Genomic DNA, 17,077 nt, shown 5'->3' on the forward strand with positions numbered 1-17,077 from the left:
CGGGACAGGGATTCCCGACCTAAAATAACTCCTATCCCGCCGGCAGAGCCACGATTATCGCCGCTGATCACCGCCGATAAGGGCTCATTATCCACCGACCGCGCCCCGGTAAGGAACCATTATATATGCCTCTCCGGATCTACTTGCCCTGGTGAGCATATCGTGAGGGTATCGTCGCTCGGTCGCCTGATCGGCACGGCCGTCGTCGGTGGGCTCGGCGTCGCGTTGATGGCGGTCTGGTACGCCGAGATCAGTGGCCAGCCGTGGTGGTCCCCGGTTACCGTCGCCCCCTTCGGGCTCGCCGTCCTCCTCCTCGCTGCCGCCGTCTGGCTCTTCCGGAGCGACCTCGACGGCCGGATCGCGCTTCGCGTTCCCCTGACGACCGTCGTCGGCATGCTCGTCTTCGGCTCGTTCGGCGTGTTCGTCGCGTTCGACCTCCTCTCCACCGTGACCGACGTTCGGTCCACGCTGGTCGTGTTGCACTTCGTCAGCGTCGGCGGCGCTGTCGGCGTACTCGTCGGCCTGTTCGCAGCGAAACAGGCGACGACGATCCGGACGCTCCGCACCCGTGAGGTGTCCCTCCGTCGATCCCGCGACGAGTACCAGGACCTCTTCGACGGGATCGGGGATACGGTGCTCGTCCACGACACGGACGGCGTCATCATCGCCGCCAACGACACGGCACACGACCGGTTGGGATACGACGCCGGCCAGCTCGTCGGCCGCCGGATCGATGTGGTCGAAAACGGGAGCGTCGACGAGACGGACGCGGACGATGCCGATTCCGGAGACGAGGCCGACGTGGACGACCGCCCGACCGCCGACCGTCTCGTCTACGAGACGGTCCATACGACTGCCGACGGCGACACGATTCCGGTCGAGGTGAGTGCCACGTTCATCCGTTACGACGGTGCGCCGGCGGTGCTCTCGGTCGCCCGCGACATCGCCCAGCGTCGCGCGTCCGAACGAGAACTGGAACGCAAGCGCGATCAGCTTCGGGCGCTCAACCGCGTCCTCCGCCACGACATCCGCAACGACATGCAGATCGTCCTCGGTCTGGGGCGCCTCCTCCACGACCACGTCGACGACGAGGGCGAGGAGTATCTCCGGACGATCATCGACACCGGCGAACACGTCGTCGAACTCACGCGGAGTTCGCGTGACCTCGCGCGGACGGTCGCCGGCGAGACGGAACTCCCGCTGGAGTCGGTTTCACTGGCCGACACGCTGCAGGCAGAGATCGACCGCCGACAGGAGGCGTTCGGTCACGCCACCATCTCGCTCGAGGGCGACGTTCCGGACGTGAACGTGCAGGCGAACGATCTACTGGCGTCGGTGTTCCGGAACCTGCTGAACAACGCCATCCAGCACAGCGACCGGGACGAACCGGAGGTGGAGGTCACCGCCGACATCACGCGTGGTGACCACACGGCCATCGTTCGCGTCGCCGACAACGGTCCGGGAATCGTCGCCGATCGGCAGGAGACGGTGTTCGGCAAGGGGGAGAAAGGCATCGAGAGCGAAGGGACTGGTCTCGGCCTCTATCTCGTCCAGTCGCTGATCGACCACTACGGGGGCGAGGTGTGGATCGAGGACAACGAGCCACGGGGAACCGTGGTGGTCGTCGAACTACCGATTGCGGAGGAGTAGCGGAACCGGAACGGGAGGGAAAATACAGCAACGCGACAGATCGTGGCGCAGTCGCTTACTCGACGTCGATGTGGCGCACGTCCACGTCGGCTTCGACGGGGATCGACACCGTCAGCACGCCGTTGCGGTAGATCGCGTTTGCGCCTTCACCGTCGACGTCGGCGGGGAGACGGATCGTGCGGCGCATCGTGTGGTGGCGGCGCTCGCGGCGGACGTACGCGTCCTCGTCGACGCTCGACTCCACGTCGGACTCGGCGCGGATCGTCAGGAGGTCGCCGTCGACGGAGATGTCGAAGTCCTCCTTCTCGAAGCCGGGTACGTCGGCCGTCACGACGATCTCGTCGTCGTGGTGCGCGATGTCGACCGCGAAGTCGGCCTCGCCGGACTCGTAGCCGGGCCGGTTGTATCGCCCGAGGACACCCCATCGGTCCTGAGTCATGCGGTCGAAGAGGTCGTCGAAGTCACTGAAGTAGTTGTTCGGTTGCATTGGTAATCGCCACTTCCATAGAGGCTCGCTGAGGAGATAAATAGCGCTGGATCTGAGTTAGCTATTTGCACGGTAGCGGAACCGAGCAACCAGTATTCGGCGATTCAGACGACGTGACGTGTGTCGTAGGACCCGAGGCGACGCACCCAGCCGTCGGCGGCAATCGCCTCTACCTCCTCGACGGCCTCGCGGGCGGGGCGCTCGTAGAGTCCCGCCTCGAAGTCGATGTGGAAGAGATAGTCACCGAGGCGGTCGCCGGTCGGCCGGGATTCCACGCGCGAGAGGTTGATGTCGCGGTCCGCGAACGCCTCCAGCAGTTCCAAGAGGAGGCCGGGGTAGTTCGCGTTCGGGTTGACGATGATCGTCGACTTCCCGCCGGCGTCGGAGCGTTCATCGGCGGGCGAGATGGCGAAGAATCGGGTGGCGTTGGAGTCGCGGTCCTGAATGTCCTCCGCGAGCACCCGGAGGTCGTCGCCCGCGTTGTCCGGGTGGGCGATGGCGGCGACGGACGGGTCTTCGCGGGCGTGTTCGACGCCACGGGCCGTGCTCGCGACGGCTTCCAGCGTCACGTCCGGATATTCGGCTTCGAGGAAGGAGCGACACTGGGCGAGCGCCTGCGAGTGGCTCGCGACCACGTCGAACTCCTCGGACTGGGCGATCAGTGCGTGGCGGATCGGGGTGACGACCTCCTCGACGACGCCCACGTCGTAGTTCGCGAGGGCGTCGAGCGTCTCCGTCACACTCCCCTCGATGCTGTTCTCGATGGGGACGACACCACGGCGATACTCGCCGTTCGCGACCGCCTCGACGATAGTGGTCACGGACTCGCTGAAGGTCACCTCGTCGGCAACCGACCGCGCGGCGCGGTGGGAGTACGTCCCTGCCGGGCCGAGCGTGATGGCTTCCATGCCACCCGGTTGCGCGGAGAGGGGCAAAAGCGCGTCGGGTTACCGGCGGACGGTCGCCGGTCTCACGCGAGTCGGAGGCGGACGTTGAACACGCTCCCCCGTGGCTCGTTGTCGTTGATCCAGACGGCCCCGCCGTAGTGGTCGACGAGCGTGTACACCAGATAGAGGCCGAGGCCAGTCCCCTCGCTGTCGATGCCTTTCTTCCCCTTGCCGAACACCGTCTCCCGCCGGCCGGGGTCGATGCCCGGCCCGTCGTCGGCCACCTGAACCAGCACCCAGCCGTCCTCGACCTCGGCGGACACCTCGACGGTGGGTTCGTCCCGGTCGTGGTGCTGGATGGCGTTGTTCAGCAGGTTCCGGAACACCGACCGGAGCATGTCGTTCGCCGTCACCTCGACCAGCGGGACGTTCCCTCGGGTTCGGATCGTCGCGTCCGGGTAACTGGACGACGCCTCCCGAACCTCGCGGTCGAGGACGAACGACAGGTTCGTCGGTTCGAGGTCGTCGTCCGCCTCCGAGACCAGCGCGTCCATCAACTCGTCCATCAGATCGGTGAGTTCGACGACGTGTTCGACTCGCGTCTTGATCGTCTCCAAGTGCGGTTGCTCCGCGTCGTCCGAGAGGTCGTCCAGCAGGTCGGTCATCCCCTGTACGAGCTGCATATCGTTGCGGATGTCGTGTCTCACGATCCGGTTGAGGAGTTCCAGCCGCTCGTTCTGTTCTTCCAGCACCTGCTGGTACTCCCGCGTCTCGGTCACGTCCTTGATCGCGCCGTCGAGATACGTCTCGCCATCGGTCCCCTCGAAGCGACAGACGGTGATCAGCCCCCAGAACGTGTCGCCGGTCAGCGTCCGAAGGCGGATCTTCTCGGTCACCATGTCCCGTTCGGCCAGCGCGTCGAAAAACGCCCGGAAGTCGTCCGCGTCGTCGTAGATCTCCTCCACGGGCGTCGACAGCAGGTCGACCTTCGCGTCGGCGTCGAACAGGTCGACCATGGTCGGGTTGGCCTCGACGAACGTGCCGTCCCGTTTCGCCCGGAAGATACCCGTCGGGACGTGTTCGACCAGTTCCTCGAACCGGCCGAGTTCGTCCCGGCGGCGCTTGCGCTCGGTCACGTCACGGACGGTCGTCAGCACGCACTCCTCGTCGCCGAGTTCGGCCAGCGACGCGGAGAGTTCCACCCAGAACGGCTCCCCGTCCCGCCGTCGGAGTCGCCACTCGACGGTCGCGCCGTCGTCGCGGGCGGTCGCAACCAGTTCCCGCATCGCCGCGTCCGGCTGCCACCCGTCGCTCAGCAGGTTGCCGACGTGCCGTCCGACGAGGGTGCCGTGGTCGAAGCCGCTCATCGACGCGAACCGATCGTTGGCGTCCCGGACGGTGCCCGTTTCCGGATCGAACACGAGCAATCCGTCCGAGACGTGTTCGAAGAGGGCACGGTATCCCGGTCCGGCGTCGACCGTGGCCCGGTTGTTCACGTTGGGCGTGAGATGGAGGGGAGTATAAACGTACGCCCCCGGTTATCAGTTCGTATAACAGATGTCGACGAAGTTGCGGAGGATCGTCAGTCCCGTCTCGCCGCTCTTCTCGGGGTGGAACTGCGTGCCGAACACGAGGCCATCCTCACTCGCGATAACGGCGGGGAAAGTGCGGCCGTGGTCGGCCGTGGCGACGACCGCCTCGTCGTCGTCGGGGACGGCGTAGTAGGAGTGAACGAAGTAGGCGTACTCGCCGTCGACGGAGCCACCGCTCCCGTCCTCGCGCTCCGGTGCCGCCGCCGGGTCGACGCCCGAGACGAGCGGGTGTTCCCGCTCGACGGCCAACTGGTTCCAGCCCATGTGCGGCACTTTCTGCCCCTCGTCGAAGCGGACGTTCCGGCCGGGGACGAAATCGAGGCCGACGACTTCGCCCTCGCCAGCGTGGTCGGCCTCCTCGCTCGACGTGAGGAGCATCTGCATTCCGAGACAGATGCCGAAAACTGGCTGACCGCGGTCGACTGCCTCCGCGAGGGCCTCGCGGTACGGGCCGGCGTTCTCCATCCCTTCGCGGAACGCGCCGACGCCCGGGAGGACGATGCCGTCGGCGGCGGCGAAGTCGGCCGGGTCGTCCGTGATCGTCACGCTCGCGCCGGCGCGTTCGAGGCCGCGCGTGGCCGATCGGAGGTTACCGAGGCCGTAATCGACGATGACCACGTCCGCCAGCGCCTCCGATGGCGGTTGGGACAGGCTCATACGTGTAGTCGGACGGCGGGGTGCAAGTGGTTTTCCGTTGCAGTCAATAGTCGCCGAGTCGCGACTGTCCGCCGCCGTCCGCCGAGGCGCCTCCCAGATCGGCCGCCTTCGCTATCGCGTCCTCGAACCCATCGCGCTGACTCCGGTCGTACAGCGTCGCCGCCGGGTGGACACAGATCAGAACGCGCCGCGACTCGCCGCCGAGGCGGGCGTCGACGACCGATCCGGCTTCCTTCGTGACCGCCACCGACCGATCCAGCAGGCGTTCGCCCGGCACCTTTCCGAGTGTGACGATCAGATCCGGATCGACGTGGGCGATTTCGGCCTCCAGAAACTCGGCACAGTTGTCGAGTTCGTCGGCGTGCGGGTCGCGGTTCTCCGGCGGCCGACACCGCACGCAGTTGGTGATGCGAACGTCCGCGCGGGCGAGGCCAGCGTCCCGCAAGGCATCGTCCAGCACCGACCCCGACCGTCCCACGAACGGTTCGCCCTCCTCGTCCTCCTGGGCACCGGGCGCCTCGCCGACGAACAGGAGAGCGGCGTCGTCGGGGCCGACGCCGTTGACGATACGACTCCGTGACTCCACGAGCGCCGGGCAGCGCTCGCAGGCACACACGTCCGGCCCGTCGGTTTCGACCATGGGGGAAGGGCGGGAGCCGGAGGCTTAAACGTCTCCGTCCGCCCCGCCAGCCCGGAAGCGCCGCGCCGCACGGGCCGCCAGTCGCGCCACCCGGAGCGGTTCGGGTCGGCCACCCTCGGGTGTGTACGCTCGGACGATCCGTTCGGCTTGGTCGGCGTCGACGCCGACCGCCCGCACCCACACGTCGTCGCCGTCGACGGCGAGGCGGCGGCGGGGTGGCTGGGCGCGGTACGTTCGCAGGCGCTCGTCGAGCGCGTCACCCGAAAACTGGTCCCGGAGTGCGGATTCGAGGCCGGGGCTCGATTCGAAGGAGACGGAGAGGACGGGGCGGTCGACCGCCGCCGTCAGGTCGTGCAGGTCGACGACGTTGAACCACGCGGGAGCGATGCCAGCGAGTAGCAGATACTGCACGTCCTCGCGATCCAAGTCGAAAAACAGGGTCTCGATGGCGGCGGTGGCGTCGGTGCCGCCCACGGCGCACGACTCGAAGGCGAACCCGTCGGCGGTCCGGTCGGCCCGGAGGACCGCCCCACAGAGGACGCTTCGGTCGTCGCCGTCGGCGAACGACTCGGCAACGCCGAGTGCGCGTGTGCCCGGTTTCATCGCGAGTCACCACCGAGGCGACCGCACGCAGGCAGGCGGTCGCACACGGCGAGCAGTCACGACTACTCGTCTTTGATATCCTGGAGCCGATCCAGTAGTTCGTCGTTCGACGCGCCGATTTCGAACTCGACTGATCCGCGGTGGTCGTTCTGAGACGTTTCGACCCCCTCGTTGTCGTCGAGGTCGGCGTCTAACTCCTGGTTCTCCTGTTCGGATTCGTCGTAGCTCCCGAAGCCCATACATGTCGTGATAGCCGACCCACAACCAAAAAACATTTGCCGGACGTGACCGAGAATCGGCGGCCGATTCTGCGGCGTGTTGTACCCGGTTCCCGGCCGTCGTCGCTACCCGTGGCCGGCGACGGTCGGAACTGACGGACAACAGCCCGTATCACCACCCCGGTTTTTGTCGTCGGGGAGCGACGCCCCACCATGGACGTGATCAACGTCACCGCGGACGCGGAGGAGTTCACGTGTAACGCCTATCTGGTCACGGGTGAGCACCCGACGCTGGTCGACGCCGGAACCATGCCGGGCGTCGAGGACGTGGTCGCCGATCACGTCGACCGGTTGGATCGGGTGGTGCTCACCCACCAGCATCAGGACCACGTCGGCGAACTCGACGCCGTCCTCGATACGTTCGACGCCGACTGCTACGCCTACGTCGACCACCCGCGGCGAACCCACGTCCTGTCGGACGGCGACACCGTGGCCATGGGCGACGAGTCGTTCGACGTGGTGTACACGCCGGGCCACGCCGACGACCACGTCTCCCTCGTGAGCGACCGTACCCTCTTCAGCGGTGACGTGGTCGTCTACAACGACGGCGCCTTCGACGACGGGAGCTTCGGCCGGACCGACATGCCCGGGCAGTCCCGGGAGCGGCTGATCGAGAGTCTGGAGACACTACTGGCTCGACTGCCGGACTCGGTGGCAGCGATGTACGCCGGGCACGGTGATCCGTTCCACGCGAACGGCGAGAGCGTCCGAGAAGTGATCGAGCGGGCGCTCTCGCGGGCCGAACGGCGTGAGCCGAAATATTAGGCGCTACGGCGCTCTTTCGCCTTGGGGCGGAGCTTCTTGTAGCCGCACTTGCGGCAGCGCTTGGCGCGGGCCGCGTTACGCGCGTTACACCGCATACAGATCTGTTTGTCGAGCATCCGCTTTTCCGCTTCCTCGAAGCTAGCCATACGCCCCGATTTCCGGTCGACAGCCATAACGCTTGCGAGTGTCGGCGCGGGAGGTCGGTACAACGCAAGCGTTTAGACGGGTCGTGGAGTAGACGAAGACATGGCGAACTGTCCACTCGCCGACGACTGCCCCAGTTTCTCGGAACGCATTCAGGGGATGGGGTGTCAGCACTACGGCGATCGCGGGGGTGCCGAGTGGTGTAACCACTACGACATGCCCATCTCCGACCTGAAACAGCAGCCGGTGAAACCCGGCGAGGAGCTCGTCGTCGAGGTGACCGACATCCACGAGAGCGGGTCGGGCGTCGGCCGCACCGAAGACGGCTTCATCGTCCTCGTCGACGGGACGCTCCCACCGGCCCGGGCGCGCGTCCGTATCGACCGCGTGAAGGCGAACCACGCCACCGCGGAGGAAGTCGAACGCCTGCCGATGGAGGACGAGGAGGAGGAAGACGACGAGTCGGCGGCGGACGACGACACGGGCAGTGAGTCGGGCACCCGAGACTCGGGACGGCCCGAACAGCTAGGCAGCCGAGACAACTTCTGGGGCGGGTAGTCGACGCCGTTCCGGCGGCGTCGACGGTGGACAGTCGGACCTGAACCGTTTTTTCTCGTGCCGGCTCTCGGCGCGGTGAACGCTACATAGTTTTTAGGTGGCGAAGGCGTATCCCCGGAGTATGGAAGACGATCCGGACGCGGACGCACTGCTCGAACGCGCCGGTTTCGACCCCGAAAAGAGCGTCCTGACGCGTCGACAGGCCGAAGTGCTCGCCCTCCGCGAGCGGAACGTACGGCAGTCCACCATCGCCGACCTCCTCGGTACGTCGCGGGCGAACGTCTCGAGTATCGAATCGAGCGCGCGGGACAACGTGGCGAAAGCCCGCGAGACCGTCGCCTTCGCGGAGGCGCTGACGGCGCCAGTCCGGGTCGAAGTCGACGAGGAGACCGACCTCTACAACGTGCCGAAACTCGTCTACGATGCCTGCGACGCCGCCGGCGTCAAGGTGAACCACACGGCGCCGGACCTGATGAAACTCGTCAGTGACGAGGCTGGCGAGGCGGTCCAGGGCCGCGAGATTCAGGCACCGCTGCTGGTCGGCGTCACCACCGACGGCACCGTCCGCGTCAGACAGTCCGCGTCGAAATCGACGTAGTCAGAACTCGCCTCGCTCTTTCAGTGTCGCCACCAAGTCGCGCACGCGTTGTGCCTCCTCGGTCGGCACCACGAGCACCCGGTCGTCGTACGCGACGACGGCTAGCCCCTCGACCCCGACCAGCGACACGTGTACGTCGTCGCTCGCGACCACGTTGTTCTCGGCGTCCACACTCACCACCTCGGCGTCGCCCGCGACGACCGTCCCGTCCTCGTCCGCCGGCAGGAGTCGCTGGAGCGCGTCCCACGAGCCCAGGTCGTCCCACGCCACGTCGAGGGGGACGGTCACCACGTCGGTGGCGCGTTCTAGTACGGCGTAGTCGACGCTCACCGGATCGACCGCGTCGAATCCTCCGTCGGCGTCGCCAGCATCGAGCGCGTCGAGTAGCGGTCCGAGCGGCGTCCCTTCTGCTGCTTCCCGGAACGCCCGGGGCGTCCACGTGAAGATGCCGGCGTTCCAGTAGTAGCCCCGCGCCACGTACGACTCCGCCGTCTCGGCGTCCGGTTTCTCGTGGAACGCGGCTACCTCGGCGTAGTCGCCGTGGTCCGACCCGGGTTCGATGTAGCCGTAGCCCGTCTCCGGCCGATCCGGTTCGACGCCGAACGTGACGAGTGCGTCCGTTTCGGCGGCGACGCGTGCCCCCCTTCGGGCGGTCGGCTCGAAGTCCCCGTCGACGTAGTGGTCGCTCGGGAGCGCGAGGACGACGGGGTCGTCGAAGCGCTCCTCGATCCGGTGGGTCGCGTAGGCGAGGGCGGGGCCGGTGTCCTTGCCCGCCGGTTCGACGAGGACGGACGCCTCGGGCACCGTCTCCCGGACGGCGTCGACGAACGCGGGGCGGGTCACGACGACCACCGCGTCCGCGAAGGCGACGCGGTCCACGGTGCGTTCGAGGAGGGTGTCCTCGCCTGCGAGCGAGAGCAACTGTTTCGGGCGATGGCTCCGACTCGCGGGGTAGAGCCGGGAGCCGATTCCGCCCGCTAGCACCGTCGCAACGAGCGGTCGGTCGGTGTCCGGCACGGCACTCACCACGTCTCCACGATGCCCTCGCGCACGTCTTCCAGACACCCCTCGCAGTCGGGATGGCCGGCCTCGTAACACGCCGGTCGATTCTCCGCGTCGAGTTCGACGGCGCGGCGTTCGGCTTCCCGTCGACAGACGATGCGGACGCGCCCCTCGTCGTCGCGGGGCAGGTCCACGGTGTCCCGCCCCTCGCGGTAGGCCTTCCGCGCCTCGGCGTAGCGGCGGCCGGCCGAGCGGAAGGTGGTCCGTACGAACCGTTCCAGCCGGTCGTCCATATCCTCCCTTGCGCCGGCGGGGGCAAAGGTTCGTCGGCATCCCCGCGTCGAATGCCTCCCACTCACGCCACTCGATTCCACTTTCACTCCGCTCGCGGAAGTTTTTATACTGTCGCGCACCAACCAGCGTGTGCCTCCCCACGAGAACAACACGGAGGCGAGTGAGACCATGACCGATTTGCATACCCACGCGGAGGATATCGTAGCGCAGTTCTCGGACCATCTGGACCTGACCGTCGACGAGGTCGAGGAGCGACTGGACAACCTCGTCAACGAGTACCGGGTGCCGGTGGACGAGGCGCGCCGGAGCGTCGTGAACAGCTACCTCGACGAGGCAGATCTGGAGCGCGAGGCGCTCGGTGGCGGCGGCAACGCCTCGGTCGGCCTCGCCGAAATCGACCAGGACGAACAGTGGCTCGACGTGACCGCCAAGGTCGTCGAACTCTGGGAGCCCCGGAGCGACTCCGTCGCGCAGGTCGGCCTGCTCGGCGACGAGACGGGGACGACCAAGTTCGTCGCGTTCGAAACCTCGGAGCTCCCCGAACTCGAGGAGGGCGCGGTCTACCGGCTGGAGAACCTCGTCACCGACGAGTACCAGGGCAACTTCTCGGTGAAGCTCAACCGGACGACGACCATCACCGAAGTCGACGAGGAGATCGAAGTCGGCGACGACGCCGAGACCGTCGAGGGCGCGCTGGTGGACATCCAGAGCGGCAGCGGCCTCATCAAGCGCTGTCCCGAGGAGGACTGCACGCGCGTCCTCCAGAACGGCCGGTGTTCCGAACACGGCGACGTCGACGGCGAATTCGACCTGCGGATCAAGGGCGTTCTCGACGACGGCGAGGCGGTCCACGAGGTGATCTTCGACCGCGAGTCGACCGAGGAACTCACCGGGACGACCTTGGAGGAGGCGAAGGACATGGCGATGGACGCGCTCGACACGACCGTCGTCGCCGACGAGATGCGTACGGGGACGCTCGGCCGGTACTACCGGGTGAGCGGCCCGCAGTTCGGCCGGTACGTGCTGGTCGACGAGTTCGAACGACTGGACGATCCGGTCGATGCCGAAGCGGCCCTCATCGAAGCGAGGTCGATCTAACATGAGCCAGGCACCCACCCGCGAAGTCGCGCGCCGCGTCTTCGCCCGCGAGTTCAACGACGCGAGTCACACGTTCAAGGAGTCGGACGACGAACGCGCCCCGGTTTACCTCCTCCTCCCGACGGGCGAACGCGCCAACCGCGTGTTCCTCGTCGGCACCCTGACCGAGAAGGAGGACGTGGGCGAGGACGACGAGTACTGGCGGGGTCGCATCGTCGACCCGACGGGGACCTTCTTCGTCTACGCCGGGCAGTACCAGCCCGACGCGGCCTCGACGCTCCGGGAACTCGAACCTCCGGCGTACGTCGCCGTCGTTGGGAAGCCCCGGACCTACGAGACCGACGACGGGAGTGTCAACGTCTCCGTCCGCCCCGAATCCATCACCGCCGTCGACTCCACGACCCGGGATCGCTGGGTGGTCGAGGCGGCCCAGCGGACGCTCGAACGCGTCGCCACGTTCGAGGACGAGAGCAACGAGTACGCGCGGATGGCCCGCGAGGAGTACGACCTCGCCGTCGACGACTACCGGGCGATGGCGCTCGCGGCGCTCGAAGGGTTAGACGAGACGGACGAACTGGAGTCCGACGCCGAGACTGACCTCGACGCGCCGGCCGAGCACTAGCTCCCCCTCCCGTCTGACGAACTGTTAAGTGAACCGGGGCCCGATGTCGAGGAGACCATGGGCAACAAGAACAAAACCGTCTCGTTCCGCGTCAACGAGGACGCGTTCGAGACCCTGCGCGAAATCGCCGAGGAGCGCGACCTGTCGCTCTCCGCGGTGTTTCGCGACTACGTCGACATGCTCGTTGCCCACGACGGCCAGGTCGAAGTCGTCCCCGAGCACGAACTCGCCAGTCGCTCGGACGACGAACCCAGTTTCCCGCCGACGGTCGAAGTGCCCAAGAGCTTCGTCCGCGAGCACGAACGCCTCGAACTCGAGGCCGAACACCTGCGCGAGCAACTCGACGAGCACAAACGCTACGTCAACCACCTGCGGGAACAGCTAGAGGAAGAGGAAGACGTCATCCACCTCGAAGACCTGGACGGCGACGAGCGCGACGAACCCTACCAGCTGGGCTGATACGGGGCGGCGGAACGCCGTGGCAACCCGTCTAGCCCTTCGACAGCGCCCGCCGTGTCTCGGCGGCCCGACGCTCCATCTCCTGATCGCCTTCGACGGCGGCGAGCGATTCGACCGCTTCCAGTCGCCGCACCGCTTGATCGAGGAAAGAGAGCACGTCGCCGGGGTAGGCGTACAGCATGTAGTCGTCGGTCATCACGTCGACGATGGCGTCCGGTCCGAGTCCCTGTGCCCGGAGTTCGAGGAGGTAGCGGATGAACTGGCGTTCGGGGTAGCCGGTGTAGAGGTCGTCGGGATCCTCGCAGTCGAGGAAGTCGGTGGCGAAATCGAGCAGTCGATCACGGGTGGCGTCGTCGAGTTTGGTGAGGCCGTCGCCGCTGTAGAGCACCTCCATCGTCGCGCCCTTGAACGCCCCTTTGGGGATGGACGTATCTAGCTGGGAGACGATCTGGCGGTGGTTCTTCAGATAGATTTTGTCGGTGATGGCCACTGGAGCGAAGTACGTGACGGCGAGACTAAAGGCTCCCGACTTTCGCCGTGTGCCGGGGACGCACGCCGACTGCGAGTCGTAACCTACTTCACTCACAGCACAGTATCCAGACTCGTGTCCGGGTTGGGGTAGTGGTTATCCTTCAGCCTTGTGGAGGCTGAGACGCGGGTTCGATTCTCGCACCCGGACTTTCTGTCTGCGAACGCAGGTGAGCAGACGAACGTCTCCCGAGAATCGAATCGGGGAGGTCGCGCGCAGCGAAGCGAGCACGTCCGACCGTGGTTCGATTCTCGCACCCGGACTTTCTGTCTGCGAACGCAGGTGAGCAGACGAACGTCTCCCGAGAATCGAATCGGGGAGGTCGCGCGCAGCGAAGCGAGCACGTCCGACCGTGGTTCGATTCTCGCACCCGGACGTTTTCGACGACGACGGACGCGTCGCACGGACGGCGAGGACCGCCCGCCGGTCCCGACGGCGCCGTCACTTCGCCTCGCCCTCGTCGTCCTGTTTCTCACACGCGTCGGGGATGCCGTTGTTGTTACTGTCGGAACAGTCCGTCCCCGACGAGGTCCACACGGCGTTGACGTTGTTCGGCTCGCCGAACCGTTCACAACAGTCCTTGCTGACGGTCAGCACGCAGTCGGGGGTCACTCCGTTCTGTTTGATGGCGAGACAGCACGCTCCACAGTCGTCCGGGAAGAACGACTTCGTCACGATCACCGACGACGGGTTGGGACAGCCAGCACCCCGCGGTTCGTCGGCGGACTGGTCCTGCGGGACCAGTTTGATCCGGATGTCTTGGCACTTCTCGACGCAGGGATCGCCCTGCTCCGTGATATCGGAGAGACTGAAATCAGTCTGGTCGTCGGCGCCGGTCGCGTCGTACGAGGCGATATCCCTCCCAAGCCCCCCGCAGGGTCGTGCCTCGATGGCGACCTGATAGATCGGCACCGGGGAGTCCACGTCGAAATCGACCGTGGCACAGCAGTCGGTGCAGTCACCGACCTCACTCGGGTCGAAGTTCTCCACGGAGGGTGCGGTGCCTCCGGGATGGCACGGCTGGTCTTCGTGGAACTCGCAGTCTCCCTCGCCTGCACCGTCGATCCCCGCACAGATTTGCTTGCACTTGGCGATCGCCTCGGATCTGGCGTCGCCTTTGTTTCCGTTTTGGTCAGTTCCTTCGACTATCCGACACGTATACCGACGGAACGCCGACACGTTGTCGCCGGAGAGACAACACGCTCCCTCGACCTTCGCCGGACCGAGGGCGATGGACTGGAAGTCGTCGGCGGTGCCGCCGTCGCCGTCGGTCGGATCGAACTCCGGTGTGAAGGCGACACAGAGGTCGCCGCCGGCGGGCGATGCCTCGCCGTAGCAGACCCGGCCGGCGAACGAGAAGGGGTCCGACAGGCGGTCACGCGGCACCCGGACCACGAAGATACCGTCGACGACGCCGGTTTCGATGTCCGCTGGCACCGGCTGTTGGGGGCCCCACTGGCCCGCCTCGTCGTCCCACTCCTGGTAGTAGAAGTCGTCGAAGACGACACGGAAGTCGACGGTGCCGTCGTCGTCGGCGTCGAAGCGGAGTTCCCACCGGTCCCCTGCGTCCTTGTCGAGGGACTGAGGCACGTCCAGCGTGAACTCGATCGGATCGGCCGAGACGTCCACCTCGGTCACCATGAGTTCCGGGAACCCCACCTCGTCGAGCAGGCCGAATCGCTCGCCACTTTCGGTGTCGACACCCTCGCCGATTTCGAACGCCCGTCTCGCCGGAAGGGCCCGGTTGTGCCGGCACTGCTCGGTGTAGAGACCGAGGTCGAACGTCACGGCGTCGGTCTGAATCTCGTTGGCGTGGTCGACCGGGAGCCACCACGCGAACACCACGTTGTGGGCGGTGGCCGCGGAGAAGCAGTTTCCACCCTGGCCGCCGCCCTCCTCGGCCGGAATGTCGCCCGGAAGCAACAGTCCATCCTGGGCTGCTTCGACGTTGCCGAACTCGGCGGCGGGCGTGAGTACGTCGAGCACCTCGCGGAGCGTCCCGCTGAGAACGATTCGCTCCGTCGCCGCGCCGTCGGCGTCCTGCCAGTTGTCGCCGTCGTCGACCCAGAGTGCGGCCCTGACCGCGTCCAGCAGTTCGACGCCCGCGCCCTCGTCAGGGTCGTCGGCCTCCGGTTCGGTGAGTCCATTCTCCTCGGCGTCGACGAGGCGGCCGTTCGCCCACACGAATCCGGGGTTGTCACAAGGGGCGAACGTGATCGTCACCTCGCCGAAGTCACCGGGTTTCACGTCCGATAGCTGGATTACGGGACGGTCCCCCGAGGCCGCCAGCAGGCCGTCGCCGTCGTCGTCGCAGGCGATTTCGGTCCCGGTGTCGATCGATTCGAAACCGGTCGGGAACGACTCGGTCCGCGTGTTGTCGAGGAACTGATCGGCGTCGGCACCGTCCGCGACGGCGATCAGCGGCGACCCCTCGACCGACTCCTGTGTAGGCAGGCCGACTGCGGCGTCGTTGAGCGTCCCGCCGTCGAGGCCGTCCATCGACACGTCGCCAGCGAGGCCGTCGTTCTCGTCGGCGCTCCAGTCGGAGTAGTGTGTCTCGTACCCCACTCTGAGGTCCAGTTCGCCCGCGACCAGTCGGTTGTTCTCGAACGTCTCTTGGTCGCTGAAGAAGGCGCTCGTCCCCAGCCCTGCCCCAGCCGAGGCAGCGCCGATCGATCCCACTGCCGCGAGTATCTTTCGGCGTGAAAGCTCGAGTTCGTCGGGCATAGTCCCCCTTCCTCCTGTTGGAGGAAGCCCCACCAGTGGAGTCGAACCACTTCCCCTGCGCGCCCCCCCGTCGCGCATCCGTGAGACTAACCATGGTTCGGCCGCCGCCGCCATAATTAATCGCAAATTAGTCCGACAAAAATACATATAATTATAGATAATTTAATTTCCGAATCGGCGGAAGGCGCGGCGATGTCTCCGTTCGAACGGCGACCGAACCCGTTCGTGACCGGTCGTGCACTCGCGCGTCCGGACGAGACAGTCGGCGTCGCCGTCCCGGGGCTCCTGTCGCTACGGCAAGGACTTTCACAGAGCCACGTCCACACCCGACTGCAATGGACGAACGACGCGCAGTGGTCGCCCTGTTCGGCCTCGTCGTGGCCCTGGTCACCGCCTTCATCGCGTACCGTTTCATCGCCGCCCTCACCGTCGCCATCTTCCTCTACTACTCGACGCGCCGCTTCTACAAGGCGCTCGGACGGCTTCGGGTCCCGAAACGGGTGCGCGCGATGACAGTACTTCTCCTCCTCGCCGTCCCCTTACTCCTCCTGCTCAGCTACACGCTCGTGTTGCTCGTCACCGAGACGCGGAACTTCCTGGCGACGTATCCCGTCCTCGAAACCGCGGCCACGAACGTCCCGTGGCTCGAAGGGATCGACGACCTCCCCCAGCTCTCCTTCGAGGGGGTGATCGAGGCGTATCGCGCGGGCCAGTTCGACGCGATCATCGACTTCCTCGTCGAGAACGCCGCCGTCCTGACGAGCGCCATCACCGGCTTTTTCCTCAATCTCTTCATCGTCGTCGTCGTCACCTACTACCTCCTGATCGACGGCCACCGGTTCCACGACTGGCTCCTCCAGTTCGACGACGACGCCATCGTCCGCGAGTATCTGGTGGCAGCCGACCGGGAACTCGAGGCCATCCTCTTTGGCAACCTCCTGAACGTCATCGCCATCGCGCTCATCGCCGTCGGCTCGTTCAAGGGGTACAACGCCCTCGCGCCCGCCGCGGTCGAAGTGCCGTATCCAACGCTCGCGGGCGTCCTCACCGGCGTCGCGAGCCTCATCCCGGTCGTCGGGATGAAAATCGTCTACGTTCCCCTCGCCGGCACGATGGCGACGCCGATGGTCGTCAACTCCGAGTACTCGCTGATCGGCTACCTCGTCGCCTTCCTGTTCGTGGTCGTGATCGTCGTCGACACGATCCCCGACATCATCCTCCGCCCGTACCTCAGCGGCGAGCGGACCCACGTCGGCCTGTTGATGCTCGCGTACATCTTCGGCCCGGTCGTCTTCGGGTTCTACGGCCTGTTCTTTGCCCCTATCGTCCTCGCGCTCGGTATCACGTTCGCGCACACGGCGCTCCCGCGCCTCCTCGGGGGGGACGAGGAGCCCGATATCACGCCGCGTCTCCCGCCGGAGCAGCGGCGTCTCGACGAGTTCTGATACGGACCGTTGTAAGTCATCACCGGTGGTTCGCCAGGACAG

Annotated in this window: 20 protein-coding genes and 1 tRNA gene; 9 read left to right on the plus strand and 12 right to left on the minus strand. The window is 66.3% G+C overall.

Features of this window, described 5'->3' with window-relative positions:
• Positions 1-162: 162 nt before the first annotated feature.
• The gene (locus tag DU502_RS04435; protein ID WP_121919590.1) at positions 163-1,650 is read left to right on the plus strand and encodes a two-component system sensor histidine kinase NtrB; all 1,488 of its coding nucleotides are present in this window, start codon (positions 163-165) and stop codon (positions 1,648-1,650) included.
• 55 nt (positions 1,651-1,705) lie between these two features.
• Here DU502_RS04435 and DU502_RS04440 read toward each other — a convergent pair whose 3' ends face one another.
• From DU502_RS04440 to DU502_RS04470, 7 genes are all read right to left on the minus strand, one after another.
• Positions 1,706-2,137, minus strand: coding sequence for an Hsp20/alpha crystallin family protein (locus DU502_RS04440; RefSeq protein ID WP_121919589.1), 432 nt, complete (start codon positions 2,135-2,137; stop codon positions 1,706-1,708).
• Between the two features lie 104 nt (positions 2,138-2,241).
• Positions 2,242-3,045, minus strand: a complete 804-nt coding sequence (pheA, locus tag DU502_RS04445; protein ID WP_121919588.1) for a prephenate dehydratase — start codon at positions 3,043-3,045, stop codon at positions 2,242-2,244.
• Between the two features lie 62 nt (positions 3,046-3,107).
• Positions 3,108-4,520, minus strand: coding sequence for a PAS domain S-box protein (locus DU502_RS04450; RefSeq protein WP_121919587.1), 1,413 nt, complete (start codon positions 4,518-4,520; stop codon positions 3,108-3,110).
• Between the two features lie 45 nt (positions 4,521-4,565).
• Positions 4,566-5,273 carry an imidazole glycerol phosphate synthase subunit HisH gene (hisH, locus tag DU502_RS04455; protein WP_121919586.1) on the minus strand — a complete coding sequence of 236 codons (708 nt, stop codon included), beginning with the start codon at positions 5,271-5,273 and terminating at the stop codon, positions 4,566-4,568.
• Between the two features lie 43 nt (positions 5,274-5,316).
• Positions 5,317-5,913 (minus strand): uracil-DNA glycosylase, encoded by a 597-nt coding sequence (locus DU502_RS04460; RefSeq protein ID WP_121919585.1) that lies wholly within the window; start codon positions 5,911-5,913, stop codon positions 5,317-5,319.
• Positions 5,914-5,937: 24 nt separating this feature from the next.
• Positions 5,938-6,516 carry an endonuclease dU gene (locus DU502_RS04465; protein WP_121919584.1) on the minus strand — a complete coding sequence of 193 codons (579 nt, stop codon included), beginning with the start codon at positions 6,514-6,516 and terminating at the stop codon, positions 5,938-5,940.
• Positions 6,517-6,578: 62 nt separating this feature from the next.
• The gene (locus tag DU502_RS04470; protein ID WP_121919583.1) at positions 6,579-6,755 is read right to left on the minus strand and encodes a DUF5786 family protein; all 177 of its coding nucleotides are present in this window, start codon (positions 6,753-6,755) and stop codon (positions 6,579-6,581) included.
• A 192-nt stretch (positions 6,756-6,947) separates the two neighbouring features.
• Between DU502_RS04470 and DU502_RS04475 the strand changes: the two genes are divergently transcribed.
• Positions 6,948-7,559, plus strand: a complete 612-nt coding sequence (locus DU502_RS04475; RefSeq protein WP_121919582.1) for an MBL fold metallo-hydrolase — start codon at positions 6,948-6,950, stop codon at positions 7,557-7,559.
• Here the strand turns inward: DU502_RS04475 and DU502_RS04480 are convergent.
• Positions 7,556-7,705 carry a 50S ribosomal protein L40e gene (locus tag DU502_RS04480; RefSeq protein WP_121919581.1) on the minus strand — a complete coding sequence of 50 codons (150 nt, stop codon included), beginning with the start codon at positions 7,703-7,705 and terminating at the stop codon, positions 7,556-7,558. The two genes, DU502_RS04475 and DU502_RS04480, sit on opposite strands and share 4 nt — an antisense overlap.
• Positions 7,706-7,805: 100 nt before the next feature.
• Between DU502_RS04480 and DU502_RS04485 the strand changes: the two genes are divergently transcribed.
• A complete protein-coding gene (locus DU502_RS04485) occupies positions 7,806-8,261 on the plus strand; it encodes a TRAM domain-containing protein (RefSeq protein WP_121919580.1) in 456 nt (151 codons plus the stop codon).
• A 121-nt stretch (positions 8,262-8,382) separates the two neighbouring features.
• On the plus strand, positions 8,383-8,859 hold the full coding sequence (locus DU502_RS04490; RefSeq protein WP_121919579.1) for a Tfx family DNA-binding protein: 477 nt from the start codon (positions 8,383-8,385) through the stop codon (positions 8,857-8,859).
• Here DU502_RS04490 and DU502_RS04495 read toward each other — a convergent pair whose 3' ends face one another.
• Together DU502_RS04495 and DU502_RS18615 are read right to left on the minus strand one after the other, a co-directional pair.
• Positions 8,860-9,888: a mannose-1-phosphate guanylyltransferase gene (locus DU502_RS04495; protein ID WP_241966782.1), complete on the minus strand. Its 1,029-nt coding sequence runs from the start codon at positions 9,886-9,888 to the stop codon at positions 8,860-8,862.
• The gene (locus DU502_RS18615; RefSeq protein ID WP_241966781.1) at positions 9,882-10,154 is read right to left on the minus strand and encodes a DUF7091 family protein; all 273 of its coding nucleotides are present in this window, start codon (positions 10,152-10,154) and stop codon (positions 9,882-9,884) included. The genes DU502_RS04495 and DU502_RS18615 overlap by 7 nt, the downstream gene beginning before the upstream one ends.
• A gap of 169 nt (positions 10,155-10,323) precedes the next feature.
• Between DU502_RS18615 and DU502_RS04500 the strand changes: the two genes are divergently transcribed.
• From DU502_RS04500 to DU502_RS04510, 3 genes are read left to right on the plus strand one after another with little or no spacing between them, the layout of a single operon-like run.
• A complete protein-coding gene (locus DU502_RS04500) occupies positions 10,324-11,253 on the plus strand; it encodes a replication factor A (RefSeq protein WP_121920111.1) in 930 nt (309 codons plus the stop codon).
• A gap of 1 nt (position 11,254) precedes the next feature.
• The gene (locus tag DU502_RS04505; protein WP_121919577.1) at positions 11,255-11,875 is read left to right on the plus strand and encodes an RPA family protein; all 621 of its coding nucleotides are present in this window, start codon (positions 11,255-11,257) and stop codon (positions 11,873-11,875) included.
• 57 nt (positions 11,876-11,932) lie between these two features.
• The gene (locus DU502_RS04510) at positions 11,933-12,334 is read left to right on the plus strand and encodes a ribbon-helix-helix protein, CopG family (RefSeq protein WP_121919576.1); all 402 of its coding nucleotides are present in this window, start codon (positions 11,933-11,935) and stop codon (positions 12,332-12,334) included.
• A 31-nt stretch (positions 12,335-12,365) separates the two neighbouring features.
• Here DU502_RS04510 and DU502_RS04515 read toward each other — a convergent pair whose 3' ends face one another.
• Entirely contained in the window at positions 12,366-12,824 is a 459-nt protein-coding gene (locus DU502_RS04515; protein ID WP_121919575.1) for a DUF5814 domain-containing protein, read from the minus strand.
• Between the two features lie 117 nt (positions 12,825-12,941).
• Between DU502_RS04515 and DU502_RS04520 the strand changes: the two genes are divergently transcribed.
• Positions 12,942-13,013 (plus strand) — tRNA-His (locus DU502_RS04520).
• A gap of 291 nt (positions 13,014-13,304) precedes the next feature.
• Here the strand turns inward: DU502_RS04520 and DU502_RS04525 are convergent.
• Complete coding sequence (locus tag DU502_RS04525) at positions 13,305-15,590, minus strand: SipW-dependent-type signal peptide-containing protein (protein WP_121919574.1); 2,286 nt, start codon at positions 15,588-15,590, stop codon at positions 13,305-13,307.
• A 335-nt stretch (positions 15,591-15,925) separates the two neighbouring features.
• Between DU502_RS04525 and DU502_RS04530 the strand changes: the two genes are divergently transcribed.
• Entirely contained in the window at positions 15,926-17,035 is a 1,110-nt protein-coding gene (locus DU502_RS04530; protein ID WP_121919573.1) for an AI-2E family transporter, read from the plus strand.
• Positions 17,036-17,077: the final 42 nt, after the last annotated feature.

This window comes from Haloplanus aerogenes (assembly GCF_003856835.1).
GTDB classification, from domain to species: Archaea; Halobacteriota; Halobacteria; order Halobacteriales; family Haloferacaceae; genus Haloplanus; species Haloplanus aerogenes.

Excerpts from the sequence above, each read along its gene's own strand:
- DU502_RS04440 (WP_121919589.1), bottom strand. The coding sequence starts at position 2,137 with ATGCAACCGAACAACTACTTCAGTGACTTCGACGACCTCTTCGACCGC.
- pheA (WP_121919588.1), bottom strand. The coding sequence starts at position 3,045 with ATGGAAGCCATCACGCTCGGCCCGGCAGGGACGTACTCCCACCGCGCC.
- hisH (WP_121919586.1), bottom strand. The coding sequence starts at position 5,273 with ATGAGCCTGTCCCAACCGCCATCGGAGGCGCTGGCGGACGTGGTCATC.
- DU502_RS04460 (WP_121919585.1), bottom strand. The coding sequence starts at position 5,913 with ATGGTCGAAACCGACGGGCCGGACGTGTGTGCCTGCGAGCGCTGCCCG.
- DU502_RS04465 (WP_121919584.1), bottom strand. The coding sequence starts at position 6,516 with ATGAAACCGGGCACACGCGCACTCGGCGTTGCCGAGTCGTTCGCCGAC.
- DU502_RS04470 (WP_121919583.1), bottom strand. The coding sequence starts at position 6,755 with ATGGGCTTCGGGAGCTACGACGAATCCGAACAGGAGAACCAGGAGTTA.
- DU502_RS04475 (WP_121919582.1), top strand. The coding sequence starts at position 6,948 with ATGGACGTGATCAACGTCACCGCGGACGCGGAGGAGTTCACGTGTAAC.
- DU502_RS04480 (WP_121919581.1), bottom strand. The coding sequence starts at position 7,705 with ATGGCTAGCTTCGAGGAAGCGGAAAAGCGGATGCTCGACAAACAGATC.
- DU502_RS04485 (WP_121919580.1), top strand. The coding sequence starts at position 7,806 with ATGGCGAACTGTCCACTCGCCGACGACTGCCCCAGTTTCTCGGAACGC.
- DU502_RS04490 (WP_121919579.1), top strand. The coding sequence starts at position 8,383 with ATGGAAGACGATCCGGACGCGGACGCACTGCTCGAACGCGCCGGTTTC.
- DU502_RS18615 (WP_241966781.1), bottom strand. The coding sequence starts at position 10,154 with ATGGACGACCGGCTGGAACGGTTCGTACGGACCACCTTCCGCTCGGCC.
- DU502_RS04500 (WP_121920111.1), top strand. The coding sequence starts at position 10,324 with ATGACCGATTTGCATACCCACGCGGAGGATATCGTAGCGCAGTTCTCG.
- DU502_RS04505 (WP_121919577.1), top strand. The coding sequence starts at position 11,255 with ATGAGCCAGGCACCCACCCGCGAAGTCGCGCGCCGCGTCTTCGCCCGC.
- DU502_RS04510 (WP_121919576.1), top strand. The coding sequence starts at position 11,933 with ATGGGCAACAAGAACAAAACCGTCTCGTTCCGCGTCAACGAGGACGCG.
- DU502_RS04525 (WP_121919574.1), bottom strand. The coding sequence starts at position 15,590 with ATGCCCGACGAACTCGAGCTTTCACGCCGAAAGATACTCGCGGCAGTG.
- DU502_RS04530 (WP_121919573.1), top strand. The coding sequence starts at position 15,926 with ATGGACGAACGACGCGCAGTGGTCGCCCTGTTCGGCCTCGTCGTGGCC.